This is a genomic window from Leclercia adecarboxylata, from assembly GCF_023639785.1.
GTDB lineage: Bacteria > Pseudomonadota > Gammaproteobacteria > Enterobacterales > Enterobacteriaceae > Enterobacter > Enterobacter adecarboxylatus_D.
On record NZ_CP098325.1, the window covers coordinates 996156 to 1008913 of the forward strand.

Consider the following 12758-nt stretch of genomic DNA (forward strand, 5'->3'; position numbering starts at 1 on the left):
GGGCATTTTTTCAGGCTTTCAGCGCCTGCTCAACTTCGAAGCGGTTAGTTATTTTACTGTCGATTTTAACGTACAAACTGCGCTCTTCAGGCACCAGTAATACCTCGCTGATACCCTCTTTTGCTTCAAGACGCTGTTTTAGCAACTCGTTAACTTCAACATCATCGGGTATTTCCACCCGCAGGCTGCTGACGTACCGCGGCTCTTTCATGGTACTGGCGACCAGCAACCAGAGCGTTGCCAACAGGGCACCCGCCAGGAAAACGGTCTGAGAATCAAAAAATCCATCGACCCAGCCGCCCAGCGATCCGCCGATGGCCACGCCAATAAACTGGCTGGTGGAGTAGATCCCCATGGCCGTGCCTTTATAGCCCGCCGGCGACTCTTTACTGATCAGCGACGGCAGCAGGGCTTCCATCAGGTTGAAGGCAAGGAAAAACAGCTGTACGCCTGCGACCAGCTCCCAGAAGTGCGGGCCTGACCCCCACAATACGATTTCAGCAATCAACAACAGGGCGACGCAGGAGATGAAGACGCGCTTCATCCGGCGCTTCACTTCGGCATAGATAATAAACGGCACCACGGAGACAAACGAGATGAGCATGGTTACCAGGTAGATTTTCCAGTGCTCGGCCGCCGGAAAACCGGCCGCAGCAAGCTGGCCGGGCAGGGCGACAAACGTGGACATCAGCAAAATGTGCAGACACATAATGCCGAAGTTAAGCTTGAGCAGGCGCGGCTCAACCAGCACTTTGCTGAAGCAGCCTTTGACCATCCCCGACTCGCGGTTAAGCACATGGTTTTTGCTGTCCGGCACCACCCATATGGTCAGGGCGATACCTACAGTAGCCAGCACGGCGATCATCCAGAACAGGGCGTGGAGCCCAAGGGTATGGGTAACGATTGGCCCCAGCACCATCGCAATGGCAAAGGTCACGCCAAAGCTGACGCCAATAAAGGCCATCGCCTTAGTGCGATTTTGCTCGCGGGTCAGATCGGAGAGCAGCGCCATCACGGCGGCAGCGATAGCGCCAGAGCCCTGCAACGCGCGGCCGAGAATAATTCCCCAGATGGAGTGGGAGAGGGCGGCTATAACGCTACCGGCGACGAAGACCAGCAGCCCGCCGACGATTAAGGGTTTGCGACCCACGCGGTCGGAGAGCAGACCAAAAGGGATCTGGAATACTGCCTGCGCCAGGCCATAAATGCCGATGGCAAGACCAATCAGCGCCTCGCTTGCTCCCTGTAACGCCATGCCGTATGTCGTAAGTACCGGCAGGACCATGAACATGCCGAGCATACGTAACGAAAAAACCGTCCCCAAACCCCAGGTGGCACGAAGCTCGCCTGGCGTCATTTTATAATCGTTCATTACCACCTCTGTCTGAAAAGCGCGTCCAGTGTAGTGCGAGCGGGCGTTCGGGTAAACAAAGCGATGGTGAACAAATATAAATTACATGAATGATCTGTGCTATTAAGCAGAAAACAGCGAGGGGGGAAAGGGGGGAGGGATAATGGTGCTTATTAAAGGTTATCTCTTACTTAAATCAGGAACAGGTTGAATAACCTGTTCCTGAGACAAAACCTTTTTTACGCGCTGGCTTTTACCAGGAAATTATTCCAGTCGCCAGCCGCATTATCCACGAAGGTTGACCAGCTATTTCCCGCAGTCTGAACAAACCCGTTCCAGTTATTTGCACCGGTAGTCACGAAGGTTTCCCAGTTGGTGGCACCGACCACGAACGAGCCAAACGCGATGGCGCTGTCCACAACGAACTCAGCGAAGGCGTTACCAGAGGTCAGGACAAAGGAGCCAAAGCCAGCCCCGGAGTTACAGACAAAACGGGTAAAGCCGGTTGCAGCGCCCATCAGGTTAAAACCACCGGAGATATCGTGCATTTCATTCAGTGATAATTCTTTCACTTTTATTTCCTTATTAAATGAAAAAGTGTGAGCAAAATACTCACGCCGGAAGAGTAGCACTCCCGAATATCAACGAGACAGGCAAAGTTGAGCAAACTTGTTTATATGCGCTTTTTTTAACTTAATTAATATCTGATGGTGAACTGTGGAGTAGTAATAATAAATTTTCGATATGATATAAAAAAACAGCCCGCGACCATAAGGTGGCGGGCTGTTGGAATCACTTAATCTGAGACGTTACCAGACGTAAGTCAGCAGATTACTGGAGTCAGGCACCATAAAATCGACGGACATCATCACCGAAAGGGAAGTGATAGCGACAATTGAGAACACAAACAGCTTGCGTGCCCAGACCTTGTCATCTTCCACTTTATATCCCCGCAGCGCCATACCGAGCCACCAGACGCTAACCGCCGCAGCAACCACCAGATATTTATATCCTGCGTAACCGCCCAGCGACAGCATCAGGGTAGCAACCGCAAACGCAATGATGTAGAGCGTGATATGGTTCTTGGCCACTGAGATGCCTTTCACCACCGGCAGAACCGGAATGTTCGCTGCCTGATAATCCTTGAAGCGGAAAATCGCAATGGCGTAGGAGTGCGGCATCTGCCACAGGCTAAAGATAGCCAGCAGGATGAGCGCACCGCTGTCGAACTCGTTGGTGACCGCGCAGTAGCCAATCACCGGCGGCGCAGCGCCGGAGAGAGAACCAATCAGCGTGCCGTAGACGGAGTGACGTTTCATATACAGGCTATAGACGCCCACATACACCACGAAACCCATCACCCCCAGCCAGCAGGCCAGAGGGTTGGCGCCGAACCACAGCAGCATAAAGCCAGCAATACCCAGCAAGGTGGCGTACACCAGCGAGACGGCAGGGGACATCAGGCCTTTTACCAGCACCCGATTTTTGGTCCTTTCCATCTTCCTGTCGATATCCATGTCGATGTAGTTGTTAAACACACAACCGGACGCAACAACCAGTGACACCCCAATCAGCGTGTAGATAAAGAGGGGATAATCGATGCTGCCTTTGGAAGCCAGCAGGAACCCTCCGATCACCGAGATCAGGTTGCCAAAGATGATGCCTGGTTTTGTTACTTGCAGGTATTGCTTAAACATACTCGCCGCTCTTAGTGAACCATCATGTTGTAGTTGAGGTTCCACATAATCCAGATGGATCCGACTACCAGGATTGCGATGATAATCACGGTAAAGATGAATGCTGTCATATTCCAGCCTTCATCAGACTTGGTGTTCATGTGCAGGAAGCAAACCAGATGCACCAGAATCTGCACTACCGCGGTAACCAGGACAGTGCCCAGGATTGCCGCGTGAGAAGCAGTACCGCTCATCACCATCCAGAACGGAATGACCGTCAGGATGATCGACAGGATAAACCCTGTCATGTAGGTTTTTACGCTGCCGTGGGAAGCGCCATGATCGTTAGAATGACTCATTACATCGCCCCCATCAGATACACAACAGAGAACACACAGATCCAGACCACATCCAGGAAGTGCCAGAACAGGCTCAGGCACATGATACGGGTGCGGTTAGTGCTGGTCAGGCCGCGACGGGATACCTGGAACATCAGTACCGCCATCCAGATCAGACCGGAAGTCACGTGCAGACCGTGAGTCCCTACCAGCGCGAAGAACGCAGACAGGAAGCCACTGCGATCCGGGCCGAAGCCTTCCGCGATCAGGTGATGGAATTCATAGATTTCCATCCCGATAAATCCAGCACCGAACAACCAGGTCAACGCCAGCCAGGAAACGACCTGGCTCTTGTTGTTTTTGTACATGGCGATAGCCGCCATGCCATAGGTGATGGAGCTGAACAGCAGCAGTGCGGTTTCAACCAGAACGAACGGCAGCTCGAAAATGTCCTTGCCGGTCGGGCCGCCCGCTGTGCCGTTCACCAGAACGGCATAGGTCGCGAACAGACAGCAGAACAGAATGCAGTCGCTCATCAGGTAGATCCAGAAGCCGAAGACTTTCATCGGCCCTGTATCGTGGTGCCCGTGATCATGCGCATGGGCAGTCGCGTGGGTTAAAGTATCAGTTGCCATTTTTCAGCCCCGCTTTAGCAATCTCGTCGAAATGCTGTTTTTCCAGAATTTCAACTTCACGGACTGGTACGTAGTAGTCCACGTCCTCATCAAAGCTCTTCACAATCCAGCTAATCACGATGCCAGCGAAGCCGACAATCGCAAGCCACCAGATGTGCCAGATCATCGCGAAACCAAATACCGTTGCGAAGGCGGCGATAACAATGCCCGCACCGCTGTTTTTCGGCATGTGAATTTCTTCGTAATGCGCAGGCTGCTTGTACGCTTCGCCTTTCTCTTTCATTTCCCAGAATGCATCACGCTCATGAATGTGCGGCACAACGGCAAAGTTATAGAACGGCGGTGGAGAAGAGGTTGCCCACTCCAGCGTACGGCCACCCCACGGGTCACCGGTCAGGTCACGGTTCTGCTCGCGGTCGCGAATAGAGACGTAGAACTGAATCAGCTGAGACGCAATACCACAGGCAATCAGGACTGCGCCGCCCGCTGCAATCATCAGCATTGGGTGGAACTGCGGATCGATCTGCTGGCTCAGGCGACGGGTCATGCCCATGAAGCCCAGCACGTACAGCGGCATAAATGCCACGAAGAAGCCGATGATCCAGAACCAGAACGCGCGTTTACCCCAGGTTTCGTTCAGCGTGAAGCCGAACGCTTTTGGCCACCAGTAGGTTACGCCAGCGAAGCAGCCGAAGACGACGCCGCCGATGATAACGTTATGGAAGTGCGCAATCAGGAACAGACTGTTGTGCAGAACAAAGTCAGCACCTGGAACAGCCAGCAGTACGCCGGTCATCCCGCCTACGGAGAAGGTCACGATGAAGCCGATGGTCCACAGCATTGCTGAGTGGAACTGGATACGGCCCTGGTACATGGTGAACAGCCAGTTGAAGATCTTAACCCCGGTCGGGATTGCGATAATCATAGTGGTGATACCGAAGAAGGCGTTTACGTTCGCGCCCGCACCCATGGTGAAGAAGTGGTGCAGCCAAACGATGAACGACAGAACGGTAATACACACGGTTGCCCACACCAGCGAGGTGTAACCAAACAGACGTTTACGCGAGAAGGTTGCTGCGATTTCGGAGAACACACCGAAGACCGGCAGAACCAGGATGTACACTTCCGGGTGGCCCCAGGCCCAAATCAGGTTGATGTACATCATCATGTTGCCACCCATATCATTCGTGAAGAAATGGGTACCCAGGTAACGATCCAGGGTCAGCAGCGCGATGGTGACGGTCAGAATTGGGAACGACGCGATAATCAGGACGTTGGCGCACAGAGATGCCCAGGTAAATACTGGCATCTTGAACATCGTCATACCTGGTGCACGCATCTTCAGGATGGTCACGAAGAAGTTGATACCGGTCAGGGTAGTACCGACACCGGAGAGCTGCAGCGCCCAAATCCAGTAATCAACACCTACGCCAGGACTGTATTCAATCCCTGACAGCGGCGGATAAGCCAGCCAACCCGTCTGCGCGAACTCACCGACGCCCAGAGAGAGGTTAACCAGAATCACACCCACAACCGTGAACCAGAAGCTCAGGTTGTTCAGGAACGGGAACGCAACGTCACGCGCGCCGATCTGCAGCGGCACAACAACGTTCATCAGACCGATAACCAGCGGCATCGCCACGAAGAAGATCATGATCACGCCGTGCGCGGTAAAGATCTGGTCGTAGTGGTGCGGCGGCAGGAAGCCTGCTTCACCAGCGGAGGCAAGCGCCTGCTGGCTACGCATCATGATCGCATCCGCAAAGCCACGAATTAACATGACGATACCGACGATGCAGTACATGATACCGAGTTTTTTGTGGTCGACCGAAGTCAGCCACTCATTCCACAGGTAGCTCCACTTACCGAAGTAAGTGATCAGGCCAACTAAGGCCGCGCCACCAATGATAATTGCAGCAATCGTAACCATGATAATGGGTTCATGGTACGGCACTGAATCCAGTGTCAATTTTCCGAACATTTTCTTCCTCGGCCCCTTAGTGAGCGGTTTCCGCGTGGCTCATGTCCATGCCTTCCATACCTTCGTGCGCGTTGTGCTCGCCTTCAGGCTGGGTCACGTCCATGCTCTTGCCATGTCCCATAAATTTGCCAATAACGTCCTTGAACAAATTCGGTTTCACGTTAGAGAAGTACTCCACTTTGTTGTATTCGCTAGGCGTCGCCACTTTTTCGAACGCAGCCATGTCAGACATGGTGTTCGGAGACTGTTTCGCTTTAGCGACCCACTGGTCGAAAGCGGCACGGTCAGGCGTGGCAATGGCTTTGAACTTCATACCAGAGAAGCCCGGGCCACTGTAGCTGGCGGAGATACCGTCATAGGTGCCTGCTTCATTCGCGATCAGGTGCAGGTTAGTCTGCATACCGGCCATCGCGTAGATCTGGCTACCCAGACGCGGGATAAAGAAGGAGTTCATCACGGAGTTAGAGGTGACTTTGAACTCTACCGGAGTGTTCGCCGGGAAGGCGATTTCGTTCACGGTAGCAATGCCCTGTTCCGGATAGATGAAGAACCATTTCCAGTCCATGGAGACCACTTCGATGGTAATAGGTTTCTCATCGTGAACCAGCGGTTTGCTCGGCTCGAGCGCGTGAGTGGTTTTCCATGTCAGTACGGCCAGGAACAGGATGATCAGGATAGGCACCGTCCAGACCACAGCTTCCACTTTATTGGAGTGTGACCAGTTAGGGCTATACTTCGCATCTTTATTGCTCGCACGATACTTCCACGCAAAACCAACAGCCATCAAAATGGCAGGAATAACGACGATCATCATCAGGCCGAAAGCCGTCAGAATCAGGGAACGCTGTTCCAGTCCAATCTGTCCTTTGGGGTCCAGAAGCGCAGAATCACAGCCACTGAGTAAAACAGTGCCTGCAATTAACGACAACCAGCCCAAACCTTTATTGTATTTCCTAAGTGTCATTTAACGACCTCAATTCCACGGGGACCTTGGTGGCGTTTAAAGTGTGGGGGCATTTTACGGGAAGGTTACATTACTGTAAACATGATTAGGCCTGTGTCAGGAACGTGTTACCGGGTTCTGCCGGATAAGTCACACATGTTGCAAAACATGACCATTTCCAGATGGGAGTCCCGCCGCATGCGGCTTATAACGAATCCAGCCCTGTCTGGGGGGTAAAAAGGGTAATTGGTATAACCATTGTGAAAAAGATACAAATAATTAACAATTAATTATCAATAAAAAGACAAATAAAAAACGGAAAATTAATCTTTCGTTTGCTGAATCGGTTAAAGGAAATTAGTGTTTATTACCGCTTCCAATAATTTCCGGAATTCTAAGACGCACAAAACAACAAATATTATTTTTAACCGGACAGATTTATTTGCCGTTATAATTTCGCAGGGTGATTGCAACGGCAAATAACGTTTTTTATTTTAAGCCACCGGGTTTTTACGCATTGCCAGATAATCCAGCAGTGCCCCGGTCACAATCCCGACCAGCGCCAGCAGCGCACCAACATCAAGCAGCCACAGGGCAAAAGGCAGGTCGAGAGCGGTGGTGGCATTGATAATCAGTACAACAAGCCACAGCGCCAGCATCAGGCATCCCATCAGCAATACGCGTAAGGCGAAGCGATAGGCCGATGGGTAGAGCCTCCTTTCCATAAAGTGTTCGGTTTGCTGGGTATATTCCAGCGAACAACGGCAAATTAATAACAAAAGCAACCCAGGAATCGCCGCAAACACGGAAAACAGATAGAACTCTGCCCAGCCATGCGCTTCCACAAACCAGCCCGCAATAGGGCCGACGTAGACCCGACCCACGGCGGAGAGTGCAGAGAGTAGGGCGAACTGTGTAGCGGAGAAAGATTTATTGCACAGGGTCATCAGGAGCGCGACAAATGCGGCTGTCCCCATCCCACCACAGAGGTTCTCGAAGAACACCGCCGCCGCCATGCTGAGCATATGCTTATCGGTGACGGAGAGCAGCCAGTAACCCGCGTTGGATACCCCCTGAAGAATGCCGAAAATCAACAGGGCGCGGAACAGGCTTAAGCGCTGCATCAGCACGCCGCCGTACAGCGCGCCGATAATTGTGGCAACCAGCCCCAGGGTTTTGTTTACCACCCCCACCTCGCCGGCATCGAAGCCCACGCCGCGGATCAGGAAGGTAGTTGTCAGGCTCATCGCAAACGCATCGCCAAGTTTATACAACACAATCAGCAACAGAATGAGCCAGGCATTGTTGCGACCAAAAAAGTCGCGCAGCGGTTCAGCGACAGCCTGTTCAAGGGAGCGCGGAACGGGGATCACATTGCTCGGTTCCGGCGCGAGGAACGTGGCAATCATGCACGGGATAAGCAGGGCGGCCATCAGCCAGTACATTCCCTGCCAGCCGAGGTATCTGTCTGCCAGCCATAACGCCAGCCCGCCCGAGACCAGCATGCCCAGGCGGTAGCCCAGCACGCTGATCGCGGCACCAGCGCCACGTTCTTCAGCTGAGAGCACGTCCGTTTTCCAGGCATCAAAAACGATATCCTGCGATGCAGAGCAGAAGGCGATAACTACCGCCAGGGCGGCCATCCAGCGCAGTTGTGTCGCCGGTTCAAGGAAGCCCATGGCGGCAACCGCCAGCAGCAGCATCGCCTGGGTCATCAGCAGCCAGCCACGACGCCTGCCGAGGAAAGGCGGCGTGTAGCGGTCCATCATGGGTGACCACAAAAACTTGAACACATACGCCTGACCGACCAGGGAGAAAAAGCCGATGGTTTTAAGATCGATATTTTCGACGGTCATCCACGCCTGTAGCGTGCCGGAGGTCAGGGCAAGGGGTAAACCAGAGGCGAAGCCGAGGATCAGCAAGATAGCTGATTTAGGCTGCTGGAAAATGCGTAGATATTGACTGGGCATGGGCTAAAACTGACCCGACCGGAAGCCGGGTCAGCGGCAGAATTAACGTGCGTTCTGCTTGATGAACTCGTGGATGCTGGTGTCCTGCGCCATGTCGGCGATGGTGTCGGTCAGCACGCTGTTAACCGCGTTAGCAATGTTCTGGTTGGAAGCCTGGAACGCACCTTCAACAGAGTAACTTGCACGGTAGTTTTTGTTCATCTTATTGCCGTTCTTCGCGGTAGCGATGATGGCGATATCGGCTTTGGTAGCGATGTTATAGCGCACGTTGCCCTGAGAGACGTCAGCATACAGGTTGTTAACGATGATCTGCAGATCGACCGCGCCGCTTGGGCCAACCATATAGCCGCGAGAGGTCATCTGCTTCTCAAGCACTTCCTGGAGCAGGAAACGCAGATCGCGGGAAGCGGTCAGGGTGACCACCTGGTTGTCACGGGTGACTTTCGCCAGCGCCTGATCGCGACGCTGATCCGCCCCGTTGATGCTCACGGTCACGCCCATCAGGCTTGGATCCTGCTGCGGCAGAGTGATTTTCGGCGACACATCAATGGTGGTTGGTGGCGTTGCGCAGCCAGCCAGCATAAACAGGGCTACCATAGGGAAAAAGAGTTTTTTTAACATGTTCAGGCTCTCAACGAATCGTAAGCATATATAGAAAAAAATTGCCGCCATCATAACATCGCCAACGGCGAGGGGAAGTGGTCAACGCATGTAAATTCATCGCCTTGTCTGAAAACTGACCATCTGAAACGCTTTTCCGTTATTCGGACGACAAATCGGCTCTACCCTTATATGACTTCATACGGTTGAATGAGAAAATTAGACGAAAGCTAAATTTTTGTTGTCTTGTTGTTATGCAAGCGGTAAAAGCGGCTAACATTTAAAGGGATGGGTGACATCTCAGCGTTGTCGGAGGAGTAATTTCATGATGATACGTGAACAGATTGAAGATAAGTTAAGGGCGGCGTTTGAACCTGTGTTCCTTGAAGTCGTCGACGAAAGCTATCGTCATAACGTACCGGCAGGCTCTGAGAGCCACTTTAAGGTGGTGCTGGTCAGCGACCGTTTTGCTGGCGAGCGTTTTCTCAATCGTCACCGTATGATTTACGGAACCCTGACGGAAGAGCTCTCGACCACGGTCCACGCACTGGCGTTACACACTTATACGATCAAAGAGTGGAAGGGGTTACAGGATACAATTTTCGCGTCGCCACCGTGCCGGGGAGCCGGAACGATCGCATAATAAATCCTGTTTGCAACTGCGGGAGTTTTTCCAGTATGTTGCATAAAGAACACGTCAAAACGGCCTGCGGGCCGTTTTGTTTTGTCCGGGTTTTGAGCCGGTGGCGCGATTTTAAGGCCGAAAATAGCCTGAAATTGTGAAAAAAGCCGCAGCTACATGCGCCAACCGTTCTCGACTCACTAAAGTGATGCCGCTATAATGCCGCGTCTTAATGAATGTCTTCGGGATGATTCTGGCGACAGGGAATGTGAATCTGCTACAAGAGAGCATCCCGGTATTGCGAGGCAAATTCAGAGTTGACCGAGCACTGTGATTTTTTTGAGGTAACAAGATGCAAGTTTCAGTTGAAACCACTCAAGGCCTTGGCCGCCGTGTAACGATTACAATCGCTGCTGACAGCATCGAAAACGCTGTAAAAAGCGAGCTGGTCAACGTAGCGAAGAAAGTCCGTATTGACGGCTTCCGCAAGGGCAAAGTACCGATGAATGTTGTTGCTCAGCGTTATGGCGCTTCTGTTCGCCAGGACGTGCTGGGTGACCTGATGAGCCGTAACTTCGTTGACGCGATCATCAAAGAAAAAATCAACCCAGCCGGTTCCCCGACCTATGTTCCGGGCGAATACAAACTGGGCGAAGACTTCACCTACGCGGTAGAGTTCGAAGTTTATCCAGAAGTTGAGCTGAAAGGCCTGGACGCGATTGAAGTTGAAAAACCAATCGTCGAAGTGACTGAAGCTGACGTTGACGGCATGCTGGACACCCTGCGTAAGCAGCAGGCAACCTGGAAAGACAAAGACGGCGCTGCTGATGCAGAAGACCGTGTCACCATCGACTTCTCCGGCTCTGTAGACGGCGAAGAGTTCGAAGGCGGCAAAGCGTCTGACTTCGTGCTGGCAATGGGCCAGGGTCGTATGATCCCAGGCTTCGAAGAGGGTATCAAAGGCCACAGCGCTGGCGAAGAGTTCACCATCGACGTGACCTTCCCGGAAGAGTACCACGCTGAAAACCTGAAAGGTAAAGCGGCTAAATTCGCGATTACCCTGAAGAAAGTTGAAGACCGTGAACTGCCAGAACTGACTGCAGATTTCATCAAACGTTTCGGCGTGGAAGATGGTTCTGTTGAAGGCCTGCGTGCAGAAGTGCGTAAAAACATGGAACGCGAGCTGAAAGGCGCCGTGCGTAACCGCGTTAAGTCTCAGGCGATCGAAGGTCTGGTTAAAGCTAACGACATCGAGATCCCATCTGCCCTGATCGACAGCGAAATCGACGTTCTGCGCCGTCAGGCTGCACAGCGTTTCGGTGGCAACGAGAAACAGGCTCTGGAACTGCCACGTGAGCTGTTCGAAGAGCAGGCTAAACGCCGCGTTGTTGTTGGCCTGCTGCTGGGCGAAGTGATTCGTACCCACGAGCTGAAAGCTGACGAAGAGCGCGTTAAAGGTCTGATCGAAGAGATGGCTTCTGCCTATGAAGATCCGTCAGAAGTTGTTGCTTTCTACGGCAGCAACAAAGAGCTGATGGAAAACATGCGCAACGTCGCACTGGAAGAGCAGGCTGTTGAAGCCGTTCTGGCCAAAGCGAAAGTGTCCGAAAAAGCCACTTCCTTCAACGAACTGATGAACCAGCAGGCATAATTCTGCCCGCTTCGTTTAAAGTTTGAGCAAAAAACCCGTTGCCGTCTGGTGACGGGTTTTTTTTATCACAGTTATAAATCACGAAGCGTGATAAAACGCTTTTTCAGTGTTAGCGTTACAACAAAAGATTGTTATGCTTGAAATAGGGCTGAGCCGCCCCCATTAGTGGGGAAGCAGTATTAAAGAGACTGGCTGATAATCCGTCCGCAAGGTTACAATCAGTACAGCAGGTATTTTCATTTTTTATCCAGGAGACGGAAATGTCATACAGTGGCGAACGAGATAACTTTGCACCCCATATGGCGCTGGTGCCAATGGTTATTGAACAGACCTCTCGCGGTGAACGTTCTTTTGATATCTACTCCCGTCTGCTTAAAGAACGCGTTATCTTCATGACCGGCCAGGTGGAAGACCACATGGCGAATCTGATCGTCGCGCAGATGCTGTTTCTGGAAGCGGAAAACCCGGAAAAAGACATTTACCTGTACATCAACTCTCCGGGTGGCGTGATCACCGCCGGAATGTCCATTTACGACACCATGCAGTTCATCAAGCCTGATGTGAGCACCATTTGTATGGGCCAGGCAGCATCGATGGGCGCATTCCTGCTGACGGCAGGGGCGAAAGGCAAGCGTTTCTGCCTGCCAAACTCGCGCGTAATGATTCACCAGCCGCTGGGCGGGTACCAGGGCCAGGCAACAGATATTGAAATTCATGCCCGTGAAATTTTGAAAGTAAAAGGGCGCATGAATGAACTTATGGCTCACCACACGGGTCAATCACTTGAGCAGATCGAGCGCGATACCGAGCGCGATCGCTTCCTGTCCGCATCTGAGGCAGTTGAGTACGGCTTAGTCGACTCCATTTTGACCCATCGTAATTGATGCCCACGACGCGGGTGTGCCGCTATACTATGGTAGGGCGGCATTTTGCTTACGAGCAGCTTGCGTCTGAGAATGGCATTTGCGTCGTCATGTGCGGCACAAAGAAC

General features: G+C 52.4%; 12 protein-coding genes. 3 read left to right on the forward strand and 9 right to left on the reverse strand.

The window, feature by feature from the left end:
- Positions 1-10 precede the first annotated feature (10 nt).
- The 9 genes from NB069_RS04655 to NB069_RS04695 all read right to left on the reverse strand — a co-directional run bounded on the left by NB069_RS04655 (position 11) and on the right by NB069_RS04695 (position 9515).
- Positions 11-1372 carry an MFS transporter gene (locus NB069_RS04655; RefSeq protein WP_250587977.1) on the reverse strand — a complete coding sequence of 454 codons (1362 nt, stop codon included), beginning with the start codon at positions 1370-1372 and terminating at the stop codon, positions 11-13.
- A 218-nt stretch (positions 1373-1590) separates the two neighbouring features.
- The gene (locus NB069_RS04660) at positions 1591-1923 is read right to left on the reverse strand and encodes a hypothetical protein (protein ID WP_250587978.1); all 333 of its coding nucleotides are present in this window, start codon (positions 1921-1923) and stop codon (positions 1591-1593) included.
- A gap of 237 nt (positions 1924-2160) precedes the next feature.
- Positions 2161-3048, reverse strand: coding sequence for a heme o synthase (cyoE, locus tag NB069_RS04665; protein ID WP_250587979.1), 888 nt, complete (start codon positions 3046-3048; stop codon positions 2161-2163).
- 11 nt (positions 3049-3059) lie between these two features.
- Positions 3060-3386, reverse strand: coding sequence for a cytochrome o ubiquinol oxidase subunit IV (locus NB069_RS04670; RefSeq protein ID WP_032616827.1), 327 nt, complete (start codon positions 3384-3386; stop codon positions 3060-3062).
- A complete protein-coding gene (locus tag NB069_RS04675; protein ID WP_138370623.1) occupies positions 3386-4000 on the reverse strand; it encodes a cytochrome o ubiquinol oxidase subunit III in 615 nt (204 codons plus the stop codon). The genes NB069_RS04670 and NB069_RS04675 overlap by 1 nt, the downstream gene beginning before the upstream one ends.
- The gene (gene cyoB, locus NB069_RS04680) at positions 3990-5981 is read right to left on the reverse strand and encodes a cytochrome o ubiquinol oxidase subunit I (protein WP_250587980.1); all 1992 of its coding nucleotides are present in this window, start codon (positions 5979-5981) and stop codon (positions 3990-3992) included. The genes NB069_RS04675 and cyoB overlap by 11 nt, the downstream gene beginning before the upstream one ends.
- Before the next feature lie 16 nt (positions 5982-5997).
- Complete coding sequence (gene cyoA, locus NB069_RS04685) at positions 5998-6945, reverse strand: cytochrome o ubiquinol oxidase subunit II (RefSeq protein WP_250587981.1); 948 nt, start codon at positions 6943-6945, stop codon at positions 5998-6000.
- Positions 6946-7418: 473 nt separating this feature from the next.
- On the reverse strand, positions 7419-8894 hold the full coding sequence (ampG, locus tag NB069_RS04690; protein ID WP_250587982.1) for a muropeptide MFS transporter AmpG: 1476 nt from the start codon (positions 8892-8894) through the stop codon (positions 7419-7421).
- Between the two features lie 42 nt (positions 8895-8936).
- Positions 8937-9515 (reverse strand): lipoprotein, encoded by a 579-nt coding sequence (locus tag NB069_RS04695; protein WP_250587983.1) that lies wholly within the window; start codon positions 9513-9515, stop codon positions 8937-8939.
- Between the two features lie 304 nt (positions 9516-9819).
- On the opposite strand from NB069_RS04695, the gene bolA reads away from it, so the two are divergent.
- The 3 genes from bolA to clpP all read left to right on the forward strand — a co-directional run bounded on the left by bolA (position 9820) and on the right by clpP (position 12651).
- Positions 9820-10137, forward strand: coding sequence for a transcriptional regulator BolA (bolA, locus tag NB069_RS04700; RefSeq protein ID WP_039032378.1), 318 nt, complete (start codon positions 9820-9822; stop codon positions 10135-10137).
- A 331-nt stretch (positions 10138-10468) separates the two neighbouring features.
- On the forward strand, positions 10469-11767 hold the full coding sequence (tig, locus tag NB069_RS04705) for a trigger factor (protein WP_250587984.1): 1299 nt from the start codon (positions 10469-10471) through the stop codon (positions 11765-11767).
- A gap of 260 nt (positions 11768-12027) precedes the next feature.
- Positions 12028-12651, forward strand: a complete 624-nt coding sequence (gene clpP / locus NB069_RS04710) for an ATP-dependent Clp endopeptidase proteolytic subunit ClpP (RefSeq protein ID WP_032939995.1) — start codon at positions 12028-12030, stop codon at positions 12649-12651.
- Positions 12652-12758 lie beyond the last annotated feature (107 nt).

What these genes read in the sequence shown, in the direction of transcription:
- NB069_RS04655 (WP_250587977.1), bottom strand. Translation starts at nt 1,372, where the DNA reads ATGAACGATTATAAAATGACGCCAGGCGAGCTTCGTGCCACCTGGGGT.
- cyoE (WP_250587979.1), bottom strand. Translation starts at nt 3,048, where the DNA reads ATGTTTAAGCAATACCTGCAAGTAACAAAACCAGGCATCATCTTTGGC.
- NB069_RS04670 (WP_032616827.1), bottom strand. Translation starts at nt 3,386, where the DNA reads ATGAGTCATTCTAACGATCATGGCGCTTCCCACGGCAGCGTAAAAACC.
- NB069_RS04675 (WP_138370623.1), bottom strand. Translation starts at nt 4,000, where the DNA reads ATGGCAACTGATACTTTAACCCACGCGACTGCCCATGCGCATGATCAC.
- cyoB (WP_250587980.1), bottom strand. Translation starts at nt 5,981, where the DNA reads ATGTTCGGAAAATTGACACTGGATTCAGTGCCGTACCATGAACCCATT.
- cyoA (WP_250587981.1), bottom strand. Translation starts at nt 6,945, where the DNA reads ATGACACTTAGGAAATACAATAAAGGTTTGGGCTGGTTGTCGTTAATT.
- ampG (WP_250587982.1), bottom strand. Translation starts at nt 8,894, where the DNA reads ATGCCCAGTCAATATCTACGCATTTTCCAGCAGCCTAAATCAGCTATC.
- NB069_RS04695 (WP_250587983.1), bottom strand. Translation starts at nt 9,515, where the DNA reads ATGTTAAAAAAACTCTTTTTCCCTATGGTAGCCCTGTTTATGCTGGCT.
- bolA (WP_039032378.1), top strand. Translation starts at nt 9,820, where the DNA reads ATGATGATACGTGAACAGATTGAAGATAAGTTAAGGGCGGCGTTTGAA.
- tig (WP_250587984.1), top strand. Translation starts at nt 10,469, where the DNA reads ATGCAAGTTTCAGTTGAAACCACTCAAGGCCTTGGCCGCCGTGTAACG.
- clpP (WP_032939995.1), top strand. Translation starts at nt 12,028, where the DNA reads ATGTCATACAGTGGCGAACGAGATAACTTTGCACCCCATATGGCGCTG.